At 66.6% G+C, this 19,828-nt stretch carries 20 protein-coding genes; 14 read left to right on the forward strand and 6 right to left on the reverse strand.

What is annotated here, in order from left to right; all coding sequences use genetic code 11:
• Positions 1-76: 76 nt before the first annotated feature.
• Positions 77-961 carry an acyl-CoA dehydrogenase gene (locus tag ACFPU0_RS27120; RefSeq protein ID WP_377696386.1) on the reverse strand — a complete coding sequence of 295 codons (885 nt, stop codon included), beginning with the start codon at positions 959-961 and terminating at the stop codon, positions 77-79.
• A 136-nt stretch (positions 962-1,097) separates the two neighbouring features.
• Here ACFPU0_RS27120 and olsB point away from each other — a divergent pair, with 136 nt between their 5' ends.
• Together olsB and ACFPU0_RS27130 are read left to right on the forward strand one after the other, a co-directional pair.
• Positions 1,098-1,868 (forward strand): L-ornithine N(alpha)-acyltransferase, encoded by a 771-nt coding sequence (gene olsB / locus ACFPU0_RS27125; protein ID WP_377696387.1) that lies wholly within the window; start codon positions 1,098-1,100, stop codon positions 1,866-1,868.
• A 10-nt stretch (positions 1,869-1,878) separates the two neighbouring features.
• Complete coding sequence (locus tag ACFPU0_RS27130) at positions 1,879-2,646, forward strand: lysophospholipid acyltransferase family protein (RefSeq protein ID WP_377696449.1); 768 nt, start codon at positions 1,879-1,881, stop codon at positions 2,644-2,646.
• 6 nt (positions 2,647-2,652) lie between these two features.
• Here ACFPU0_RS27130 and ACFPU0_RS27135 read toward each other — a convergent pair whose 3' ends face one another.
• Both ACFPU0_RS27135 and ACFPU0_RS27140 read right to left on the reverse strand, forming a co-directional pair.
• Entirely contained in the window at positions 2,653-3,522 is an 870-nt protein-coding gene (locus ACFPU0_RS27135; protein WP_377696388.1) for a universal stress protein, read from the reverse strand.
• A gap of 81 nt (positions 3,523-3,603) precedes the next feature.
• Positions 3,604-4,185 (reverse strand): ACP phosphodiesterase, encoded by a 582-nt coding sequence (locus tag ACFPU0_RS27140; protein WP_377696389.1) that lies wholly within the window; start codon positions 4,183-4,185, stop codon positions 3,604-3,606.
• A 121-nt stretch (positions 4,186-4,306) separates the two neighbouring features.
• Here ACFPU0_RS27140 and ACFPU0_RS27145 point away from each other — a divergent pair, with 121 nt between their 5' ends.
• From ACFPU0_RS27145 to ACFPU0_RS27175, 7 genes are all read left to right on the forward strand, one after another.
• Complete coding sequence (locus ACFPU0_RS27145; RefSeq protein ID WP_377696390.1) at positions 4,307-4,615, forward strand: ArsR/SmtB family transcription factor; 309 nt, start codon at positions 4,307-4,309, stop codon at positions 4,613-4,615.
• Between the two features lie 44 nt (positions 4,616-4,659).
• Positions 4,660-5,823: an MFS transporter gene (locus ACFPU0_RS27150; RefSeq protein WP_377696391.1), complete on the forward strand. Its 1,164-nt coding sequence runs from the start codon at positions 4,660-4,662 to the stop codon at positions 5,821-5,823.
• A gap of 15 nt (positions 5,824-5,838) precedes the next feature.
• The gene (locus tag ACFPU0_RS27155) at positions 5,839-6,888 is read left to right on the forward strand and encodes an alkene reductase (protein ID WP_377696392.1); all 1,050 of its coding nucleotides are present in this window, start codon (positions 5,839-5,841) and stop codon (positions 6,886-6,888) included.
• 816 nt (positions 6,889-7,704) lie between these two features.
• Positions 7,705-8,286: a YceI family protein gene (locus ACFPU0_RS27160; protein ID WP_377696393.1), complete on the forward strand. Its 582-nt coding sequence runs from the start codon at positions 7,705-7,707 to the stop codon at positions 8,284-8,286.
• Positions 8,283-9,440 (forward strand): phospholipase D-like domain-containing protein, encoded by a 1,158-nt coding sequence (locus ACFPU0_RS27165; RefSeq protein ID WP_377696450.1) that lies wholly within the window; start codon positions 8,283-8,285, stop codon positions 9,438-9,440. The genes ACFPU0_RS27160 and ACFPU0_RS27165 overlap by 4 nt, the downstream gene beginning before the upstream one ends.
• Positions 9,441-9,529: 89 nt before the next feature.
• The gene (locus ACFPU0_RS27170) at positions 9,530-10,141 is read left to right on the forward strand and encodes a DUF2846 domain-containing protein (RefSeq protein ID WP_377696394.1); all 612 of its coding nucleotides are present in this window, start codon (positions 9,530-9,532) and stop codon (positions 10,139-10,141) included.
• Positions 10,142-10,253: 112 nt separating this feature from the next.
• Positions 10,254-10,835, forward strand: a complete 582-nt coding sequence (locus ACFPU0_RS27175) for a DJ-1/PfpI family protein (RefSeq protein ID WP_377696395.1) — start codon at positions 10,254-10,256, stop codon at positions 10,833-10,835.
• 158 nt (positions 10,836-10,993) lie between these two features.
• Here the strand turns inward: ACFPU0_RS27175 and ACFPU0_RS27180 are convergent, their stop codons facing one another.
• Positions 10,994-11,392, reverse strand: coding sequence for a nuclear transport factor 2 family protein (locus ACFPU0_RS27180; protein WP_377696396.1), 399 nt, complete (start codon positions 11,390-11,392; stop codon positions 10,994-10,996).
• A 113-nt stretch (positions 11,393-11,505) separates the two neighbouring features.
• Here ACFPU0_RS27180 and ACFPU0_RS27185 point away from each other — a divergent pair, with 113 nt between their 5' ends.
• Positions 11,506-12,096 (forward strand): GNAT family N-acetyltransferase, encoded by a 591-nt coding sequence (locus tag ACFPU0_RS27185; RefSeq protein ID WP_377696397.1) that lies wholly within the window; start codon positions 11,506-11,508, stop codon positions 12,094-12,096.
• Positions 12,093-12,977: a carbon-nitrogen hydrolase family protein gene (locus ACFPU0_RS27190; RefSeq protein WP_377696398.1), complete on the forward strand. Its 885-nt coding sequence runs from the start codon at positions 12,093-12,095 to the stop codon at positions 12,975-12,977. Before ACFPU0_RS27185 ends, ACFPU0_RS27190 begins: the two co-directional genes overlap by 4 nt.
• Before the next feature lie 45 nt (positions 12,978-13,022).
• On the opposite strand, the gene ACFPU0_RS27195 is transcribed toward ACFPU0_RS27190, so the two are convergent.
• Positions 13,023-14,912 carry an acyltransferase family protein gene (locus tag ACFPU0_RS27195; RefSeq protein WP_377696399.1) on the reverse strand — a complete coding sequence of 630 codons (1,890 nt, stop codon included), beginning with the start codon at positions 14,910-14,912 and terminating at the stop codon, positions 13,023-13,025.
• A 124-nt stretch (positions 14,913-15,036) separates the two neighbouring features.
• Positions 15,037-16,560: a fumarate hydratase gene (locus tag ACFPU0_RS27200; protein ID WP_377696400.1), complete on the reverse strand. Its 1,524-nt coding sequence runs from the start codon at positions 16,558-16,560 to the stop codon at positions 15,037-15,039.
• A 213-nt stretch (positions 16,561-16,773) separates the two neighbouring features.
• Between ACFPU0_RS27200 and ACFPU0_RS27205 the strand changes: the two genes are divergently transcribed.
• Genes ACFPU0_RS27205 through ACFPU0_RS27215 form a run of 3 tightly spaced genes read left to right on the forward strand, consistent with a single transcriptional unit; the run spans position 16,774 to position 19,642 of the window.
• On the forward strand, positions 16,774-17,901 hold the full coding sequence (locus ACFPU0_RS27205; protein ID WP_377696401.1) for a sensor domain-containing diguanylate cyclase: 1,128 nt from the start codon (positions 16,774-16,776) through the stop codon (positions 17,899-17,901).
• Positions 17,894-18,835, forward strand: a complete 942-nt coding sequence (locus tag ACFPU0_RS27210; RefSeq protein ID WP_377696402.1) for an iron-sulfur-binding ferredoxin reductase — start codon at positions 17,894-17,896, stop codon at positions 18,833-18,835. Before ACFPU0_RS27205 ends, ACFPU0_RS27210 begins: the two co-directional genes overlap by 8 nt.
• A gap of 33 nt (positions 18,836-18,868) precedes the next feature.
• Positions 18,869-19,642 carry an enoyl-CoA hydratase gene (locus ACFPU0_RS27215; RefSeq protein ID WP_377696403.1) on the forward strand — a complete coding sequence of 258 codons (774 nt, stop codon included), beginning with the start codon at positions 18,869-18,871 and terminating at the stop codon, positions 19,640-19,642.
• Positions 19,643-19,828: the final 186 nt, after the last annotated feature.

A 19,828-nucleotide genomic window follows, 5' to 3' on the forward strand; every position in this document is an offset into this window, starting at 1 on the left:
ATCGGACGCACCCGGTGAATGGCCGTCTTCCTGTGGGAGCGATTTCAATCGCCAATGAATTCGCTCCCACAGGCCATCACATTCCCAGGGCGGCCAGCGCTTTCTCCAACCGCTTGGCCCGTGGCCCGCTGGCGATCTCCAGCACGCCCTGGTCGCGCTGCCAGAGGCTGGACCATTCCGCCGGGCCGCCGGCGAAAGCGCTGTCCAGCTCCGGCTTGAGGGCCTTGAACTCGGTGAAGAGCGCCGCCAGCAACAGGTGCATCGCCGGGGCGGTGGCGCACTGGCGGGAAACCTCCGCGGCGCCGGCGAGCAGGCCAAGCAGGCGCAGTTGCAGCGCCTGGGGCCAGGCGCAGTCGCAGCCCACGCCGTAGAGCCAGGCGCACAGTGCGGCGAGGACATGCAGGTCTTCGATGCTGCGGAAGGGCTTCACATAGGCATCCCAGCCGTCGCCGGCCAGGCGCTCGCAATGGGCACCGTCCAGATGCAGGCGGGCGTGGGGTACGTCGGGCATCAGCGGCAGCGGCTTGAGGTTCTCGATGCGCACCCCCGGATCGCCGTTGCGCACCACGGTCAGGGCCAGGCGCGGCGGCTGCCCTGCGGGCTCCTCGCGGGCCGCCACCAGCAGCCAGTCGGCGGCATTCCCGGCGGTGACGAAATCCTTGCGGCCATGGAGGCTGAGGCCGTCGAGGCGGGTGTGCATATCCGCAGGGCGCACGCTGCGGTTCTCAGTGACGCACAGTGCGCCGAGGCCCAGCGGTGCCGAGGGCCAGAGCAGCCGCAGGGCGCCCTGGTAACCGGCGAGGAAGGCCAGGCCCGGGGTGGGCGCCAGCTTGCCGCCGAGCACCGCCAGTTCGAAGGGTGTGGCTTCGCCCAGGCGCTCCAGCAAGACGTTGAACCAGTCGTCCAGGGCTTGGCCGGAGGGCAGGCGGGCGGAGGCTTCGAGCAGGCGTTGCCAGGGCATTTGGGACTCCTCGGGGGCTGTCATACAAGGATCATCGGAGCGTCACGGAGGTGACACCGGGTCTACCTAGCCTGAGCTTGCACAACAAGATCGTCCGGCTGCAACCGGGATCGAGCCGGCCTACGGAGGCTTATTCATGACCCAGATCGCCATGACCCGCGACAGCGTCGCAACCAACGGGAAGAGCCCTCGCCGCCTGCAGGCCGAGCGTCTGGACGGCATTGCCGCCCTGCGCGAAGCGCAGGCCCTGCGTTTCCGCGTATTCAGCGCCGAGTTCGACGCCAAGCTGCAGGGCGCCGAGTTCGGCCTCGACATGGATGACTACGATCCGCACTGCCAGCATATCGGTGTGCGCGACCTGGACAGTGGTGAACTGGTGGCCACCACCCGCCTGCTCGACCATCAGGCCGCCCACGACCTGGGCCGCTTCTACAGCGAGGAGGAGTTCAGCCTCCACGGCCTCGGCGAACTGCAGGGCCCGGTGCTGGAAATCGGCCGCACCTGCGTCGCCCCGGCCTACCGCAACGGCGCCACCATCGCCGTGCTCTGGGGTGAGCTGGCCGAAGTGCTGAACCAGGGCGGCTACCGTTACCTGATGGGCTGCGCCAGCATCCCCATGCAGGATGGCGGTATCCAGGCCCAGGCCATCATGCAGCGCCTGCGTGATCGCTACCTCTGCACCGAGCACCTGCGTGCCGAACCGAGGAATCCGCTGCCGGTGCTGGAAGTGCCGGGCAACGTGATCGCCGAGATGCCGCCGCTGCTCAAGGCCTATATGCGCCTGGGCGCGAAGATTTGTGGCGAACCCTGCTGGGACCCGGATTTCCAGGTGGCCGACGTTTTCATCCTGCTCAAGCGCGACGAGCTCTGTCCACGCTATGCCCGCCACTTCAAGGCGGCGGTCTGAGGTCGGCATGCTGAAGTCCCTGCGCTTCCATGCCCGTGCGGCCCGCTTGCTCGCGGTGGTCGGCCTGGGCCTTGTACTGGCGGTCTGGGTCGGTGTGCTGGAGCGGCTGGGGCGCAGGGAGCTGATGGCCACCCGGCAGCGCCTGACCTGCTGGTTCCTCGCCCGCCTCGCCGGCGCGTTGCCGTTCCGCGTGCGTATCAGCGGCGCCGTGCCGCAGCAGCCGATGCTCTGGGTCAGCAACCATGTGTCCTGGACCGATATCCCGCTGCTCGGCGCCCTGGCGCCACTGTCCTTCCTGTCCAAGGCCGAAGTGCGCGCCTGGCCGGTGGCCGGCTGGCTGGCGCACAAGGCCGGCACGCTGTTCATCCGCCGAGGGTCCGGGGATAGCGGCCTGGTGGGGCAGCAACTGGCCCGCCACCTGGGAGAGGGGCGTAACCTGCTGATCTTCCCGGAAGGCACCACTACCGACGGCAGCCAGCTGAAGACTTTCCACAGTCGCCTGCTGACCAGCGCAGTGGAAACCGGAGTGCCGGTGCAGCCGGTGGCGATCCGCTACCGGCGTGACGGCCAACGCGACGAAATCGCCCCCTTCATCGGCGAAGACGATCTGCTCTCGCATCTTGTGCGCCTGTTGCGCAACGATCCGATCGAGGTGGAGATCCAGTTGCTCGAACCCCTCCCGAGCCAGGGACTGAGCCGCACGCTGTTGAGCCAGAAAGCGAAGAGCGCCGTGCAACGGGCGCTCTTCGGTGAGGATGACGAGGCGCTGGCGGCCTGAGGGCGGTCAGGCCTGGTCCTTTTCGGACCAGCTGAAAGGCGGCACCGTGAGGATGTCGCAGTCCAGTTCGCGCATGGCGGCGTCCGCCACGCTGCCGATCAGCACCCGCTTCATGCCCGTCAGCCCGCGCGTGCCCATCACCACCAGGTCGATGGGTTCGCGTTCCAGCACCCGGCGCAGGGCGGTCATCGGCTGGCCTTCCTCGATCAGCCGCTGGTCGATGAAGGCACCCAGTTCTTCCTCCAGCAGGAATTCATCCAGGGCGGCGGTGGCGCGACGGTGTCCGCTGGCGGCGTAGTCGCCGGGAATCGTCCCGGCTCCGGCGCCTGCCGCCAGCAGCATAGCGCCGCCCAGCGGGTCGAAGGCATGCAGCACCCGCGCGCCGGGCGCCGGCAGCAGGCCCAGTTCATGAGCGGCGCGGGCGGCCTGGGCGGAAGCCGGGGAGCAGTCGATGGCCAGCAGGGGAGCCAGATAGTCGCTTTCGGCGACCCGGTTCACCAGCAGGATCGGTACGTGGCTGGTGCGCACCAGGCGTTCCAGGGTGGTGCCGACGAAGATGTCGCGCAGCGGATTCTTGCGATGGCTGCCGACCACCAGCAGATCGACGCCGGCCCAGCGCGTGCAGTCGGCGATGTGCCTGGCCGGATCGCCCACTTCCACCCATATTTGCGGCGCGCGGCCAGCCAGTTCGCTGTAGAAGTCGAGCTGCTCGTTGAGGTAGCGCCGGACTTGCTCCACTTCCAGTTCGATCCGCAGTTGCGGCTGGTCCTCGTCCACCACATGGAGGATGAACCAGGGGCAGTCGAACTGCCGGACCAGGCGGGCGGCGCGGCGCAGGGCGCGATCGGAGCGATTGGACAAATCTGTCGCGAGCATCAGGGCTTTCATCAGGCACCTCCGGAGCAAGGTTTATGAACCCATTCCACTGCAGGTGTAGGAATTCGCTCTTGATGCAGGTCAAACGATGGCGTGCTGAGTCCCGACGAAATGCTGGAGCTGTGGATAGAACAGCTGGAAGTCGTCGGACAGGGGCTGATAGAGGTCTTCCAGTTCGGCCATGGCGCCGGCCAGCGCCTCGGGCCGCGAAATGCGCCGGGCCATGCCGGCGATGACCAGTTCCAGTATCTCGAAGTCGCGGTAACTGCCGAGCCAGTCCTGGGCGGCCATGCGGGGGGCGATTAGCGCCAGGCGGCCGGGCAGCTGCGGCTCGCTGACCAGCACCTGGTACACGTGGCGGGTGAAGGCATCCAGCGGCTCTGCAGCGTAGAGCCCCCAGTCGCGGGCCAGGCAGTGGTCGAAGAAGACGTCCAGCAGGACGCCGGCGAAACGCCGTCGTCCGGCGGGGAAGCGCAACCTGGCCTGGGCGATCAGCGGGTGGCTGTCGGTGAAGGCGTCGATGCGCCGGTGCAGGCGGATGGCCGCTTCGATATCCGCCGGCCAGCGTCCGTCCAGCGGCCCCTTGACGAAGTCGCCGTAGAGGCTGCCGAGCAGTTGCGCGGGCTGCGAGCCGCCGAGATGGAGGTGGGCGAGGTAGTTCATCGGCTGAGCTTAACCCAGGGGCGCTCTATCATGACGGTCGATGATGACTATCGGCACAAACGATCCTATATCGTCTCCGGTCGATATAAAGTTCGTTCCATCTCGATATACGAATCCGGCCATGAGCACATCCATAGATCTCGACGAAATCATCAAGGCGCTGGCGCATCCCGTACGGCGGGAGATGCTGCAGTGGCTCAAGGAGCCGGAGAAGTACTTCGTCGAACAGGACCACCCCTTCGAGATCGGCGTCTGCGCCGGCAAGTTCGACCAGCGCTGCGGGCTGTCCCAGTCCACCGTCTCGGCGCATCTGGCGACCTTGCAGCGTGCCGGGCTGGTGACCAGCCGCAAGGTGGGCCAATGGAACTTCTTCAAGCGCAATGAAGCCGTTATCGCCGAATTTCTTCGCCAGATGAGCGACGAGCTGTAACTGCAGCACCTGCCTACAACCCGAAACTTCCAAGGAGCAGGCCCATGCCTACTGCGCTTCTCGTCCTCGCCTTGTCCGCATTCGCGATAGGCACCACCGAATTCGTCATCATGGGCCTGTTGCCTGAAGTCGCCGCGGACCTGGGGGTATCGATCCCCGGAGCCGGCTGGCTGGTCACCGGCTACGCCCTGGGCGTGGCCATCGGCGCGCCGATCATGGCCATGGCCACCGCCCGGCTGCCACGCCGCAAGGCGCTGCTGGTGCTGATGGGGGTGTTCATCGTCGGCAACCTGCTCTGTGCCATCGCCGCCAACTACGGTCTGCTGATGCTGGCGCGGGTGATCACCGCACTCTGCCACGGCGCCTTCTTCGGCATCGGTTCGGTGGTGGCCGCCAGCCTGGTGCCGGCCAACCGCAAGGCGTCCGCCGTCGCCCTGATGTTCACCGGCCTGACCCTGGCCAATGTGCTCGGCGTGCCCCTGGGCACCGCCCTCGGCCAGGCCGCCGGCTGGCGCTCCACCTTCTGGGCGGTGACCCTGATCGGTGTTGCCGCGCTGATCGGTCTCTGGCGTGTGCTGCCGCGCCAGCACGACGAAGAGGCCACCGACATCCGCGCCGAATTCGCCGCCCTGCGTGGGGCCGGCCTGTGGCTGGCGCTGTCCACCACCGTGCTGTTCTCCGCGGCGGTGTTCTGCATCTTCACCTATGTCGCGCCGCTGCTGGGCGAGGTGACCGGCGTCTCGCCCCGTGGCGTGACCTGGAGCCTGCTGTTGATCGGCCTGGGCCTGACCCTGGGCAACGTGATCGGCGGCCGCCTGGCCGACTGGAAGCTGGCGCAGACCCTGATGGGCGTGTTCATCGCACTGGCCATCGCCTCCAGCGCCCTGACCTGGACCAGCGCCGCACTGATCCCCACGGAAATCACCCTGTTCCTCTGGGCCACGGCCGCCTTCGCCGCGGTGCCGGCCCTGCAGGTCAACGTGGTGAATTTCGGCAGTGCCGCGCCGAACCTGGTTTCCACCCTGAACATCGGCGCCTTCAACGTGGGCAACGCCCTCGGCGCCTGGGTCGGGGGCCTGGTCATCAGCCAGGGCTTCGGCCTCACCACCGTACCCCTGGCTGCTGCCGTGCTGGCGATCCTCGCCCTGGTAGCGACCCTGCTCACCTTCAGCAACCGTAATCCCGAGCTGCAAGCGGCTCTCGACTGACCCGAGGTAAACGACATGCCCACGCTCTTCGACCCGATCAAGATCGGCGACCTGGAACTTTCCAACCGCATCATCATGGCGCCCCTGACCCGCTGCCGCGCCGACGAAGGCCGCGTGCCCAACGCCCTGATGGCCGAGTACTACACCCAGCGGGCATCCGCCGGGCTGATCATCAGCGAAGCCACTTCGGTCACCCCGCTGGGAGTCGGCTACCCGGACACCCCCGGCATCTGGTCCGACGAGCAGGTGAAGGGCTGGAGCAACATCACCAAGGCGGTGCACGCCAACGGCGGCAAGATCGTCCTGCAGCTCTGGCACGTAGGCCGCATCTCCGACCCCAGCTACCTGGGTGGCGAAACCCCGGTGGCGCCCAGCGCCATCGCCGCCAAGGGCCATGTCAGCCTGCTGCGCCCGCTGCGTGACTACCCGGTACCGCGCGCCCTGGAAACCGAGGAGCTCGCCGACATAGTCGAGGCCTACCGCGTGGGCGCCGAGAACGCCCAGGCCGCCGGTTTCGACGGGGTGGAGATCCACGCCGCCAACGGCTACCTGCTGGACCAGTTCCTCCAGGACAGCACCAACAAGCGCAGCGACCAGTACGGCGGCTCCATCGAGAACCGCGCGCGTCTGCTGCTGGAGGTCACCGATGCGGCGATCAAGGTGTGGGGCGCCGGCCGCGTCGGCGTGCACCTGTCGCCGCGCGCCGACTCCCATGACATGGGCGACTCGGACCTGGGCGCGACCTTCGGCTACGTCGCCCGCGAGCTGGGCAAGCGTGGCGTGGCCTTCATCTGTGCCCGCGAGAAGGACGGCGAGGACAGCCTGTCGCCGCAGCTCAAGGAAGCCTTCGGCGGCGTGTTCATCGCCAACGAGCGCTTCACCAGGGCCAGTGCCCATGCCTGGCTGGAGTCCGGCAAGGCCGATGCCGTGGCCTTCGGCATCCCCTTCATCGCCAACCCCGACCTGCCCGAACGCTTGCGCCTGGACGCGCCGCTGAACGAACCGCGCCCCGAGCTCTTCTATGCCAAGGGACCGGTGGGTTATATCGACTATCCGAGCCTGTAAGCCGGCAATCAGAAGCCCCGCCCGTTTCTTCCTTGCTGGAGTGGGCCGGCTTCTTGTAGGGGCGAATTCATTCGCCAAGGACCGCGCAGCGGTCCCGAGAGGCATCTGCCAGAACGCAGACCTTCGGTCTGCCTGGCGAATGAATTGGCGATGTCGGCGTTAGCTGTTGCAGCATTGAATAGAGACATCTAACACGGGGCTTTCAGGCCTCCGCGCTAGCCTGACACCTCCCTCTCCCCCGGCCCCTCTCCCGGAGGGAGAGGGGTGACTCGCGCCTGACAGGGCGCAGCAATCCTGATGCCTGGTCTTTGCCTGCACCTGTGCAGAAGCGGTGGGGCGGCGACTCCGCCCTGTCAGGAGGCCGAGCGGAATCGTTGCAGAGGGGGACGAGCGGCATGGATGCCGCGAGAGGCGTGCGGGACCAGGGATGACCCCTCACGCCGGGCCCCCGGCGCAACGATGGAGCGAGGGGACCCGGCGAAGCCGGGCCGGATGCAGGGGCAAGCGTTCTTGGTTACTTCTTTGGCATTTGAAAAAGGGACTCGCCGGGAGGCGAAACAGGGACTCATCGCCCGCTCGATAATCAGCTTGGCTCAGGACGTTCTAGCAACACTTAACGCAGACATAGCCAATGAATTCGCCCCCACAGTCATCCCGGGGCCGCTGCCGACACCCACAACCCCGCATCCTCTGGTAGCTTTGCACCCATCGCCGTCCGTCGGTCCGGCCAATGGCGGAACCCGGCGGCGATCCGTGTGACCAATGGAGTCCGGCTGCAGTCTCTGCGCCGAAAGCGACATGCCAAAGGAAGCCCGCATGCACAAATCGTTACGCCCCCTCATTGCCCTGCTCGGCGCCCTGGCCCTGCCGGTCCAGGCCAGCTGGTACCTGGACAACGAGTCGTCGCGCATCTCCTTCATCTCCACCAAGGCCGGCAGCATCTCCGAGGTGCACCGCTTCCTCACCCTGCACGGCAAGATCGACAAGGACGGCGAGGCGCGCCTGCGCATCGAACTGGAGTCGGTGAGCACCGGGGTTCCGCTGCGCGACCAGCGCCTGCGGGACCAGTTCTTCGAAATCGCCAAGTATCCCGAGGCCGAGGTCAGCGCCCGGCTCGACCTGCGCCCGATCACCGACCTGGCCCCCGGCGCCCAGCTGGAACTGGGCCTGCCGCTCAAGGTGAAGATTCGCGACAAGGAGCAGCAGTATCGCGCCGAACTCCTGGCCACGCGCCTGGACGATCACCGCTTCCAGGTGGTGACCCTGGCGCCGCTGGTGCTGCAGGTGGAGGACTTCGGCCTGACCTCGGCGCTGGATGAGCTGCGCAAGCTGGCCGGCCTGCCGGGCATCAGCCTGTCGGTGCCGGTCGGTGCCGTGCTGATCTTCACGGAGCGCTGATGGGTCAGATCTTCCCCTGGAAGTCCGGCAACCGCTTCGAGCTGTTGATCGACGGCCCGCAGTTCTTTCCGACCATGCTCACCGCCATCGCCCGGGCCGAGCACCAGGTCGCGCTGGAACTCTACCTGGTGGAAGACGGCCATTGCAGCGAAGCCCTGGTGGACGCCCTGTGCGTCGCCGCCGTGCGCGGCGTGCGGGTGCGCTGCCTGTTCGACGGCTTCGGTTGCCTGAAACTGGGGACGGCGCTGCGCCAGCGCCTGACCGGGGCCGGCGTGCTGCTGCAGTTCTATAACCCGCTGCGCTGGCGGCGTGGTTTCAGCAACCTGTACCGCGACCACCGCAAGATCCTGGTGGTGGACGACCGCGTGGCCTTCGTCGGTGGCACCGGCTCCACCGACGAGTTCTGGAACCCCAGCCAGGAGGCCAGCCGCTGGCACGAGGTGATGGTGGCCATCGAGGGGCCGCTGGTGGCGCACTGGCAACTGATCTTCGACTACCAGTGGCTGGCCAGCCTCGGCCGCCGCCCCTGGAAGCCGGGCGAGGCGCCGGGCCTGGCGCACCTGCCGCCCTATCCGGCGGTGGGGGAGGGGCTCGGGCGCCTGGCCTACGCCGATGCCAGCCAGCACCGCGACATTGTCCGGTCGCTGGTGCGCAGCGTTCGCACGGCGCGCAATCGCGTCTGGCTGGCCACACCTTACTTCCTGCCGAGCTGGAAGGTCCGCCGCGCCCTGATCAAGGCGGCCCGGCGCGGCGTCGAGGTGCGCCTGCTGCTCACCAGCCGGCACACCGACCACCCGCCGGTGCGTTTTGCCGGCCAGCGCTACTACCCGCGTCTGTTGCGTGCCGGGGTGCGGATCTTCGAATACCAGCAACGCTTCCTGCACCTGAAGATGGTGCTGGCGGATGACTGGGTCAGTGTCGGCTCCTGCAACTTCGATCACTGGAACCTGCGTTTCAACCTGGAAGCCAACCTGGAGGCGCTGGACCCGCATTTCACCCAGGCGGTGGATACCTGCATGCGCCAGGACTTTTCCCACAGCCGCGAGATCACCCTGGACGACTGGCATGCGCGCCCGTTGCTCAAGCGTCTGCGCCAGCGACTCTGGGGATGGCTGGATCGGGTGGTGGTCAACCTGCTGGACCGCCGCCGCTAGTACGCCGCGAGCGGGCCGCACTTTCGTCGGGTGTGTGTGGATCGACGCCCGGCTAGGCTTGCTCGACTACGACAAGAGGGAGTGGCTGCATGGGCCGCCGATACCTGCCGATCCTGCTGGCCTGTGCCGTGCTGGGCGGCTGTTCCACCCCCGGCGCCTTTTTCCGCGCCCCCGCCGGACCGCTGTTCGAGGCCGGGACGCCGGGCGATGGCGAGCATGCCCTGGTCTACCTCTATCGGCCGCGCAGTGACTGGGCCGACCAGGAGCTGGAAGCCCCCGGCATCTTCCTCGACAACCAGTTGATCGGCAGCCTGCCGAGCAATGGCCATCTGGCGCTGGAGTTCGAAGCCGCCAGCTACCGGCTGGAAATGCGCCGACCGCTGTTCGGCAGCTACTGGACCCTGTTCGCCGAGGGGCCGCTGGACTTCACCCTCATCACCTCCTTCGCCCTGGAGGCCAGCGCCGGGCGCACCTATTACCTGCGTTACGACGAACTGGACCCGCCGCCGAAGAACAGCGAGCAGCCCGCTGCCGGTAACGGCCCGCTGCAACTGGTGGAAGAGTCCCCGGGCCGCGAGGAAATCGCCGCCACCCGCCAGGTGCAGCCGAGTGCGCGCATCGCCGCCAGCGGTGAGCGGGTGCGGCCACAGCGGGGCTTCTGGCGCGGCGTCGGCCGTGCCCTGGACCAGATCGGCATCTGAAGCCGGCCATCCGTCCCTGTAGCAGGGGCTCATTACCCCCGACGAAAGAGCATCGGGGATAATTGGCTAACCTTTGAAGCCCAGGGTTTCCAATCCAGGAGGAGGATGCGACATGGCCGCGAAGAAGATTCTGATGCTGGTTGGCGACTACGCCGAAGACTACGAAACCATGGTGCCTTTCCAGGCCCTGCTGATGGTCGGCCATACGGTGCATGCCGTGTGCCCGGACAAGATCACCGGGCAGACCGTGCGCACCGCCATCCACGATTTCGAAGGCGACCAGACCTACAGCGAGAAGCCTGGCCACAACTTCGCGCTCAACTTCGATTTCGCCAAGGCCAGGGAGGAGGACTACGACGCTCTGCTGATCCCCGGTGGCCGCGCGCCGGAATACCTGCGTCTGAATGCGAAGGTACTGGAGCTGGTGAAGGCCTTCGACAAGGCCGGCAAGCCCATCGCCGCCGTCTGCCACGGCGCCCAGCTGCTGGCCGCCGCAGGGGTGCTGGAGGGCCGCGAGTGCAGTGCCTACCCGGCCTGTGGCCCGGAAGTGCGCCTGGCCGGCGGCGAGTATGTGGATATCCCGGTGGATGCAGCCCATGTGCAGGGCAACCTGGTGACCGCCCCGGCCTGGCCGGCCCATCCCGCGTGGCTGGGGGCGTTCCTCAGGCTGCTCGGGACGAAGATCGAGCTGTAAGGCGACTCGTAGGGTGGAAACCGCTCTTCGTTTCCACCATCGAGGTCATGCTGGACTTCGATGGTGGATCGATGGGGCGTGATCCGCCCTACGCAGTGCTCACCCGTCCGTAGCCCGATGAAATCCGGGAAGCTTCAGGGCCTCGGAGCACTTCCTGATCAGCAGACCTGCTCGACCCAATCGTTGAGGTTGTAGTAGTTGGTCACCCGGGCGATCTTGCCGCAGTGGATATGGAAGAAGGCACCGGCCGGCAGCACGTAGGTCTGGCCCTTGGCCGGCGGCAGGCCCTCGTCGTCGGCCAGGTACTGGCCGTGTACCACGAACTCGGCGGCGGCGCGGCTGCCGTCTGCGTTCTGCATGATCACGATGTCGGACAGGCGCTCCTTGTAGCAGCGGTTCATCTTGTCCATGAAGGCGGCGAAGGCGGCCTTGCCCTGTTGGCGCTCGCCCTGGTTGATGTCGTGCACCACGTCCTCGCTGAGCAGGCCGAGGAAGGCCGGCATGTCCCCGGCGTTGAAGGCGTCGTAATAGGCTTGCACCAGTTCGATAGCGGTCATGGTTGGGTTCCTGTCGCAATGGGGTCAGTCGGTTCGTGCCCGGCATGATAGGTTCCTGGCTCGAGCCCGACTTAGCCAGGGGCGTCATCCACTTCCCCAGAACGACCGCTCCCATGCATATCCGCCTGCTCCAGGGGGCTGCCATAGCGCCCCACATCGACGACCTCGCGCGCCTGCGCCTGACGGTGTTTCGCGAGTTTCCCTACCTCTACGACGGCACGCTGGAGTACGAAGCGCGCTACCTGTCGACCTATGCCGAATCGCCGGAGAGCCTGTTCGTCCTGGCCCAGGACGGCGGGCAGGTGGTGGGTGCCTCCACCGGCCTGCCCATGGCCGACGAGACCGAGGAATTCCAGCGGCCTTTCCGCGAGCAGGGCTGGGACCCGCAGCGGATCTTCTATTTCGGCGAGTCGGTGCTGCTGCCCGAATACCGTGGTATGGGTCTTGGCGTGCGCTTCTTCGCCGAGCGCGAGGGTTATGCGCGGCGCCTGGGGCGCTTCGACCATTGCGCCTTCTGCGCGGTGGAGCGCCCCGCCGACCACCCGCGGCGTCCGCCCGGCTACCAGCCGCTGAACGAGTTCTGGGTGCGGCGCGGCTACCGCCATCACCCTGAGCTGCGCACCGAATACCATTGGCGCGACCTCGACGAGACGAGCGAGTCGGCCAAGCCCATGTCCTTCTGGCTCAAGGAGCTCAGCCCATGATCAGGATCGCCGCCTGCCAGTACGCCATCGAGCTTCATGAAAGCTGGGAGGCCTACGCCGCCCATCTCGAGGGCCTGTGCGCCGAGGCTGCGGGCCAGGGCGCGAAGTTGCTGGTGCTGCCGGAGTACGCCGGCCTGGTGCTGGCCGGCCAACTGCCGGCGGAGCAGCGCGGCGACCTGCAGGCGTCCATCGCGGGTATCCAGCCGCTGCTGCAGGACTGGCGGAGCCTCTGCACCGGAATCGCGGCCAGGCTCGGCGTCTATCTGCAACCCGGCAGCCTGCCGGTGCGCGATGCCGATGGTCGGTACCGCAACCGCGCCTGGCTGTTCGGCCCCGGCGGCGAGCTGGGCTTCCAGGACAAACTGATCATGACCCGCTTCGAACGCGAGCAATGGGGGATCGCAGCGGGGCAGGGGCTCAGGGTGTTCGACACGGCCCTGGGGCGCCTCGGCATCCTGATCTGCTACGACAACGAATTCCCCCTGCTGGCGCGCACCCTGGTCGAAGGCGGCGTCGACCTGATTCTCGCTCCCAGCTGCACCGACACCGAGGCCGGCTACCACCGGGTGCGCATCGGCGCCCGGGCGCGCGCCCTGGAAAACCAGATCGCCGTGCTGCAGGCGCCCACCGTGGGCCTAGCGCCCTGGTCGCCGGCCCTGGACGAGAATATCGGCCGCGCCGGCCTCTACGTGCCGCCGGATTACGGCATGCCAAGCAATGGCGTGATCGCCGAGAGCGCCGAGCTCTGCCCGGCCACCAGCCGCTGGCTGGTCTGCGACCTGGACCTGGCAGAAGTGCGCCGGGTGCGGGCCAAGGGCCAGGTCTTCACCCGCCGCGATTGGCCGGAGCAGTTCGAAAAGGCGCACCCGATGGCGGGCTGATATCCCGTGCTGTCGCGCCTTTCGGCCCAGCGCGGCGCCTTGCTGTCAGAAGTCCCGGAAGAAGGGGGCCGCCAGTTCGGCGTAGCGACGCGCACCGATTTCGTTCAGGTGGTGCTTGTCGTAGTAGATGAGGGTGTTGTCGAAGAAGGGCGCCGAAGAGAACAGCGGCGCTGCGGAAAGGTCGAGGAAACGTGCGGACGGGTGCCTGGCGACAATGTCCGCGATCATCTGGTTGGCTGCCTGCCATTGGTCGTTGAGCTTGCGGCTGACCGGCAGGTGCAGTTGGGCGAACCGGTCCATGCGTTGCATGTCCGAGTCGAACATAGGCAACTGAGCCATCACCAGCACCTTCTGGTCCCTGGCGTCGGTAGTCTCGAGGAATTGCTCGAAGGCCTGCAGGAATGCCGGGCTCTGGGCCTGGTACTGCCACATAGCAGCGATCACGATCTTCTCCGCACTGCGGATCAAGGGCTCCGCAGCGGCGATCTGGGCGGTGCACGCTGGTTGGGCCCAGTCGGGCAGGCGTGCGAAGTCGAATCCCTGGATGGTTACGCAACTGCTGCCAGTGATGATCCGGGCTGCGGAATGGTTGATCGTGCCCAACTGGTCGAAGAACAGATTCAATTGCGCTGCGTGGCTGTCGCCGAGGACCAGGAGTGTCTCCTTGCCCGCCCGGTCACCCCGGATGCAGTCACCGACTATCTTGCCGTGGCAGATTTCCGCATCCACCGCATAGCGGGTCTGCTCGACGGAGAGCGGCGCGACGATGGAGCGATTGACTTTGCTGGAGGTGGCGATCAGCGGAACCGCCACGATACCCAGCGCCAAGACCCGCGCCAATGTGGCGCGGCGATTGCCGGCGGAGCGAAACGGCCGCTCGATCCAGCGGTAGGACAGGTAGGACAGGCCGAGGGTGAGCAGCGCGAACCACAGCAGCTCGACCGGCAGGAGCTCATACCGGCCGGTGTAGTAGCGGATCCCCGCCAGGACCGGCCAGTGCCAGAGGTAGAGCGAGTAGGAGAGGCCACCGATCCAGACCATGGGGCGCGTGGACAGCAAGCGGCTGACCGGCCCGTGCCGCGAGGCCATCATCAGCGCCGCGCCCAGGCAGGGCAGCAGCGCTATCCAACCCGGGAAGGTGCGGGATTCGTCGATCCAGACCAGACAGCCGATCACGGTCGCCAGGCCGAGCCAGGCCAGGGCGCTGGCAAGGTGTGGGGACGACAGGCCGCCGGGCCTGAACACCGCCAGGCAGGAGCCAATGAGGAACTCGGGGATGCGTGCCAGAAGGGAAAAGTAAGTGGCCTGGCGGTTTGCGGCATCGGCGAGACGGTAACTCACGTAGGCCGTCACCAGAACCGTCAGGGTGGGCAGCAACCACTTGTACAGGCGTGCCGGTACCAGGACCAGGAACAGCGGCAGTATCAGGTAGAACTGCATCTCCACGGCCAGGGACCAGGTGTGCAGCAGGGGCAGCTCATGGGCGCTGGGGGCGAAGTAGTCGCCGAACCCGGAAAAATAATGGTTGCTGTTGAAGTAGAGCGCCGCGTTGAGGCTCTTCTCGAAGAACTTGAAGTCGGTCGGGGTCAGCAGTGCGGACATCACGCCCGCCACCACCGTCAGCAGCGCCAGGTAGGCAGGGACGATGCGCCTTAAGCGGCCCAGGTAGAAATCCTTGAAGCTGAAGCGGCCATTCGCCTGTTGGCGCAGGATGATGGAGGTAATCAGGAAGCCGGAAATCACCAGGAAGATATCAACGCCGATGAAGCCGCCTGGAAGCCAGGCCTTGTTCGCATGGAAGAGGATGACAGCCAGCACGGCGATGGCGCGCAGTCCCTGGATGTCACTGCGCATCGAGAGATCGGGCAGTGGCAGGCTGCCAGGATCGGAGGCCGCGGCGACCTTGCTGACGGTCGAGCCGACATAGGTGTTCATGCTGGGCAGATCATCCTGGAGAGTGGGTAGCCATTCGCGCCGGCAGGCTTCCGGGCTGGCCGGGAAGTGCATGGCAAATGAAATGCCCGGCATGGTGCCGGGCATTTCTTCTTGCGTCAGTGGATCATTTCACTTCCACCGCCAGGTTCTCGGCGATCTTCTGTTGCCAGATCGCCGGACCGGTGATGTGCACCGACTCGCCGTTGGTGTCGACGGCGACGGTCACCGGCATGTCCTTCACGTCGAACTCGTAGATGGCTTCCATACCCAGTTCGGCGAAGGCCAGGACCTTGGACTTCTTGATCGCCTGGGCCACCAGGTAGGCGGCGCCGCCGACGGCCATCAGGTAGACGGCCTTGTTGTCCTTGATCGCCTCGATGGCGATGGGGCCGCGCTCGGACTTGCCGATCATGCCCAAGAGGCCAGTGCTTTCGAGGATCTGGCGGGTGAACTTGTCCATGCGGGTGGCGGTGGTGGGGCCGGCCGGGCCAACCACTTCGTCACGCACCGGATCGACCGGGCCGACGTAATAGATGAAGCGGCCCTTGAGGTCCACCGGCAGCTCTTCGCCCTTGTTCAGCATGTCGACCATGCGCTTGTGCGCGGCGTCGCGGCCGGTGAGCATCTTGCCGTTGAGCAGCAGGGTCTCGCCCGGCTTCCAGCTCTGCACTTCTTCCGGGGTGATCTTGTCCAGGTCGACGCGGCGCGCGGACGGGCCGGCTTCCCAGACGATTTCCGGGTAGGCGTCCAGCGGCGGGGCTTCCAGTTCGGCCGGGCCGGAACCGTCGAGCACGAAGTGGGCGTGACGGGTGGCGGCGCAGTTGGGGATCATGCACACCGGCAGGGAAGCCGCGTGGGTCGGGTAGTCCATGATCTTGACGTCGAGCACGGTGGTGAGGCCGCCCAGGCCCTGGGCGCCGATGCCCAGCTGGTTGACCTTGTCGAACAGCTCGAGGCGCAGTTCCTCGATCCTGTTCTGCGGGCCGCGGGCCTTCAGTTCGTGGATGTCGATCGGGTCCATCAGGACTTCCTTCGCCATCACCGCGGCCTTCTCGGCGGTACCGCCGATGCCGATGCCGAGCATGCCCGGCGGGCACCAGCCGGCGCCCATGGTCGGAACGGTCTTCAGTACCCAGTCGACGATGGAGTCGGACGGGTTGAGCATGGCCATCTTCGACTTGTTCTCGGAGCCGCCGCCCTTGGCCGCGACGTCCACTTCCACGGTATTGCCGGGAACGATGGAGTAGTGGATGACCGCCGGGGTGTTGTCCTTGGTGTTCTTGCGGGCACCTGCCGGGTCGGCCAGGATGGAGGCGCGCAGGACGTTCTCGGGCAGGTTGTAGGCGCGACGCACACCCTCGTTGATCATGTCGTCCACGCTCATGGTGGCGCCGTCCCAGCGCACGTCCATGCCGACGCGGACGAACACGGTGACGATACCGGTGTCCTGGCAGATCGGGCGGTGGCCGGTGGCGCACATGCGCGAGTTGATCAGGATCTGCGCCATGGAATCGCGCGCGGCGGGCGACTCTTCGCGCAGGTAGGCCTCGTGCATGGCCTGGATGAAGTCCACGGGGTGGTAGTAGGAAATGAACTGCAGGGCGTCGGCGACACTCTGGATCAGATCGTCTTGCTTGATCACGGTCATGGGTGCGCTCCTCTTGGAGGGAACATCAGGGAAGCGCCGGACCACGACCCGGCGCGCGAGGCTAAAAAAGGCGCGGCAGTATAGCGCGTGGTGCCAGCGGGGCACAGTCGCCGGTAGTCGACCATGGTCGGTTGTCGGACACTTCCCACGCACTAGGCAATTTGTGATCACAAGAGTAAATTGAAGGCATGGTGCCATTACGGGAAGGAGCCCATGAGCCCATCCAGCCAGCGGGTCAGCCATAGAGCCTTGCAAAGTCTGCTGCTGAAGCGCTTTGGCATGGCCGTGGCCACCTACTCGATGATTCTCCTGCTGTGCTGGATCGCCCTGCTGGGTGGGCTGTTCCGGGTGCCCACATCCACCGCCCTGATCGCCAGCGGCCTGGTGGCGCTTTCCCAACTCGCGTTGTTCTGGCTCTTCGCCAGCGGACACAACCTGCGCTTCGCCGACCCGAGCCTGACCGAGCCCCAGGTGTTGCTCGCGCTGGGCTGGAACACCTGGCTGATGTCCATGCTGGACAATGCCCGTGGCACCCTGCTGGCGGTCTATGTGCTGATCATGCTGTTCGGCATTTTCCAGCTGAAACCCAGAGTATTCGCCCGGTGCGCGGCTATTGGCTTCTTCGCCTTCGCCGGCCTCAACCTGTTCGAGGCCTACCGGATGCAATTGCCCGATCCGGCCGAAGCGCTGTTGCAGGTTTGCGTGCTGTTCGTGCTGCTGGTCTGGCTGAGCCTGTTCGCCAGTTATGTCCAGGCGCTGCGCCAGCGCATGCGTCAGCGCCGCTTCGCACTCCAGGCGCACCAGGACACCCTGCGCGGCATGATGCGTCAGCTGGAGGACCTGGTGGCCACCGATGAGCTGACCGGACTGTTCAATCGCCGTCATTTCCTGCGCCTGGCCAGCCGCGAACTGGGCAATCTGGCGGCCAATCGCCTGCACGGACTGGCGCTGATCGACCTCGACCATTTCAAGCGGATCAACGATATCCACGGCCATGCCGCCGGCGACCGGGTGCTGCAGACCTTCGCCGCGGTGGCACGGGCCTGCCTGCGCGATGGCGATGTACTGGCGCGCTATGGTGGCGAGGAGTTCGTCCTGCTGGTGCCCAATTGCGATGCGGATCGCCTCACCGCCTGCTGTGAACGGCTGCGCGAGGCATTTGCAGGCGCCGAGCCGGTGGGCGTGCAGGTGGAGTGCTTGAGCCTGTCGGCGGGCATGACCCTGCTGGTCGCCGGGGACGATCTGGATGATGCGTTGCAGCGGGCGGATCAGGCACTCTATCGGGCGAAGCGCGGCGGGCGGAACCGTTGCGACGCCGCCTGGGAGGGCCAGGGTGCCTGAACTCGAAGTATCCGGAAAACGTTGGACCGTGGCGCCTGCCAGCAACCTGCTGGACGCCCTCAATGCGGGCGGATGCAAGGTGCCCTACAGCTGCCGGGCAGGAAGCTGCCATGCCTGTCTGGTGCGCTGCCTCTCTGGTGAACCGGCGGATGCGACACCGCAAGCTCTGGACCCTTCCCAGCGTGCCCAGGGCTGGCGCCTGTCCTGCCAGTGCCTGGTGGTCCAGGACCTGGTGGTGGAAGTCTTCAATCCCGCTCGGGATGGCATGGAGGCCGAAGTGGTCGGCCTCGACTGGCCCGCCGCCGATGTCCTGCGCCTGCGTCTCGCGCCCGTGCGGCCACTGCGCTACAGCGCCGGGCAGCACCTGCTGCTATGGAACGATGAGGGGGTGGCCCGGCCTTACTCCCTGGCCAGCCTGCCCGGTGCCGACGATTGGCTGGAGTTCCATCTGGACTGCCGCAAGCCTGGCCTGTTCAGCGACCGCGCGCGGCGCCTGGCCATCGGCGACAAGCTGCGCCTCGGCGAGCTGCATGGCGGCGCGCTGCACTACGATCCGGCCTGGGATACCCGGCCGTTGCTGCTCCTTGCCTCGGGCACCGGCCTGGCGCCGCTCTGGGGTCTGCTGCGCGAGGCACTGCGTCAGCATCACCGGGGGGCAATCCGGATCATTCACCTGGCCCATGATGCCGGCGGCCACTACCTCGCCGAACCCCTGGCCGAGCTGGCTTCGGCTCATCCGCAGCTGCTGCTCGAGCTGATCACGCCGGCCGAGCTGCCGGCGGTTTTGGCGCAATTCCGTCTTGTTTCCCGGCAGACCATCGCCTTACTCTGCGGCCATCCCGCCAGCGTCGAGGAGTTCGCGCGCCGGCTATACCTGGCCGGCCTGCCCCGCAATCAGTTGCTGGCCGATTCCTTCCTGACCCGCGAAGTCTGAAGAAGCGGGCCCCAAGTACATCGAGGATTTCCCATGAGCGAGCACATTCTGGTCGAGCGCGAGCAGGGCCTGCTGACGCTGCGCATGAACCGTCCGGACAAGAAGAACGCTCTGACCCGCGCCATGTACAGCCGCATGGCGGAGGTGCTGGACGCGGCGCGGGACGACCGCGAGGTTCGTGTGGTGCTGATCACCGGCAGCGACGAGTGCTTCACCAGCGGCAACGATATCGTCGACTTCCTGCAGGAGCCGCCGAGCGGGATGGACAGTCCGGTGTTCCGCTTCATGCGTGCGCTGTTCGACTTCCCCAAGCCGGTGGTGGCGTCCGTGAGTGGCCCGGCCGTGGGCATCGGCACCACCCTGCTGCTGCATTGCGACCTGGTCTACGTGAGCTGCGATGCCAAGCTGAAGATGCCCTTCGTCAACCTCGGCCTGTGTCCCGAGTTCGGCTCCAGCCTGATCCTGCCGCGCCTGCTCGGCCATGCGAAGGCGGCGGAACTGTTGCTGCTGGGCGAGGGCTTCACCGGCGAACAGGCGGCCAGTTGGGGGATCGCCAACGCCGCCCTGGAAAATGGCGCCGTGACCTTTGCCCGTGCCAAGGAAGCAGCGCTGCGCTTCCTCGATCTGGCGCCTTCGGCTCTGGAGGACAGCAAGCGCCTCATGCAGGCGCCCGGTCGCGAGGAGCTGCGCCGGGTGATTGCCGAGGAGGGTGAACTGTTCGGCCAGCGCCTGCGTTCGCCGGAAGCGGTGGAAGCGCTGTCGGCCTTTACCCAGCGGCGCAAGCCGGACTTCTCGAAGTTCGCGTGAGCTTCGCCTGTCCGAGAGGGGGATTCATTCTGTAGGGGCGAATTCATTCGCCAAGGGCAGCTCTGCTGCCCCCTCGGCATTGCAGGGCAGGCCTCCGGCCTGCTTGGCGAATGAATTCGCCCCTACAAGGTTCCTGCCACCGAGTGCGCAATGAAAAAGCCGCCCCGAAAGGCGGCTTTTTCGTTC

The organism is Pseudomonas sp. GCM10022186, from assembly GCF_042656385.1.
Classification (GTDB): domain Bacteria; phylum Pseudomonadota; class Gammaproteobacteria; order Pseudomonadales; family Pseudomonadaceae; genus Metapseudomonas.

What these genes read in the sequence shown, in the direction of transcription:
- ACFPU0_RS27120 (WP_377696386.1), bottom strand. Translation starts at nt 961, where the DNA reads ATGCCCTGGCAACGCCTGCTCGAAGCCTCCGCCCGCCTGCCCTCCGGC.
- olsB (WP_377696387.1), top strand. Translation starts at nt 1,098, where the DNA reads ATGACCCAGATCGCCATGACCCGCGACAGCGTCGCAACCAACGGGAAG.
- ACFPU0_RS27135 (WP_377696388.1), bottom strand. Translation starts at nt 3,522, where the DNA reads ATGCTCGCGACAGATTTGTCCAATCGCTCCGATCGCGCCCTGCGCCGC.
- ACFPU0_RS27140 (WP_377696389.1), bottom strand. Translation starts at nt 4,185, where the DNA reads ATGAACTACCTCGCCCACCTCCATCTCGGCGGCTCGCAGCCCGCGCAA.
- ACFPU0_RS27145 (WP_377696390.1), top strand. Translation starts at nt 4,307, where the DNA reads ATGAGCACATCCATAGATCTCGACGAAATCATCAAGGCGCTGGCGCAT.
- ACFPU0_RS27150 (WP_377696391.1), top strand. Translation starts at nt 4,660, where the DNA reads ATGCCTACTGCGCTTCTCGTCCTCGCCTTGTCCGCATTCGCGATAGGC.
- ACFPU0_RS27155 (WP_377696392.1), top strand. Translation starts at nt 5,839, where the DNA reads ATGCCCACGCTCTTCGACCCGATCAAGATCGGCGACCTGGAACTTTCC.
- ACFPU0_RS27160 (WP_377696393.1), top strand. Translation starts at nt 7,705, where the DNA reads ATGCACAAATCGTTACGCCCCCTCATTGCCCTGCTCGGCGCCCTGGCC.
- ACFPU0_RS27170 (WP_377696394.1), top strand. Translation starts at nt 9,530, where the DNA reads ATGGGCCGCCGATACCTGCCGATCCTGCTGGCCTGTGCCGTGCTGGGC.
- ACFPU0_RS27175 (WP_377696395.1), top strand. Translation starts at nt 10,254, where the DNA reads ATGGCCGCGAAGAAGATTCTGATGCTGGTTGGCGACTACGCCGAAGAC.
- ACFPU0_RS27180 (WP_377696396.1), bottom strand. Translation starts at nt 11,392, where the DNA reads ATGACCGCTATCGAACTGGTGCAAGCCTATTACGACGCCTTCAACGCC.
- ACFPU0_RS27185 (WP_377696397.1), top strand. Translation starts at nt 11,506, where the DNA reads ATGCATATCCGCCTGCTCCAGGGGGCTGCCATAGCGCCCCACATCGAC.
- ACFPU0_RS27190 (WP_377696398.1), top strand. Translation starts at nt 12,093, where the DNA reads ATGATCAGGATCGCCGCCTGCCAGTACGCCATCGAGCTTCATGAAAGC.
- ACFPU0_RS27195 (WP_377696399.1), bottom strand. Translation starts at nt 14,912, where the DNA reads ATGAACACCTATGTCGGCTCGACCGTCAGCAAGGTCGCCGCGGCCTCC.
- ACFPU0_RS27200 (WP_377696400.1), bottom strand. Translation starts at nt 16,560, where the DNA reads ATGACCGTGATCAAGCAAGACGATCTGATCCAGAGTGTCGCCGACGCC.
- ACFPU0_RS27205 (WP_377696401.1), top strand. Translation starts at nt 16,774, where the DNA reads ATGAGCCCATCCAGCCAGCGGGTCAGCCATAGAGCCTTGCAAAGTCTG.
- ACFPU0_RS27215 (WP_377696403.1), top strand. Translation starts at nt 18,869, where the DNA reads ATGAGCGAGCACATTCTGGTCGAGCGCGAGCAGGGCCTGCTGACGCTG.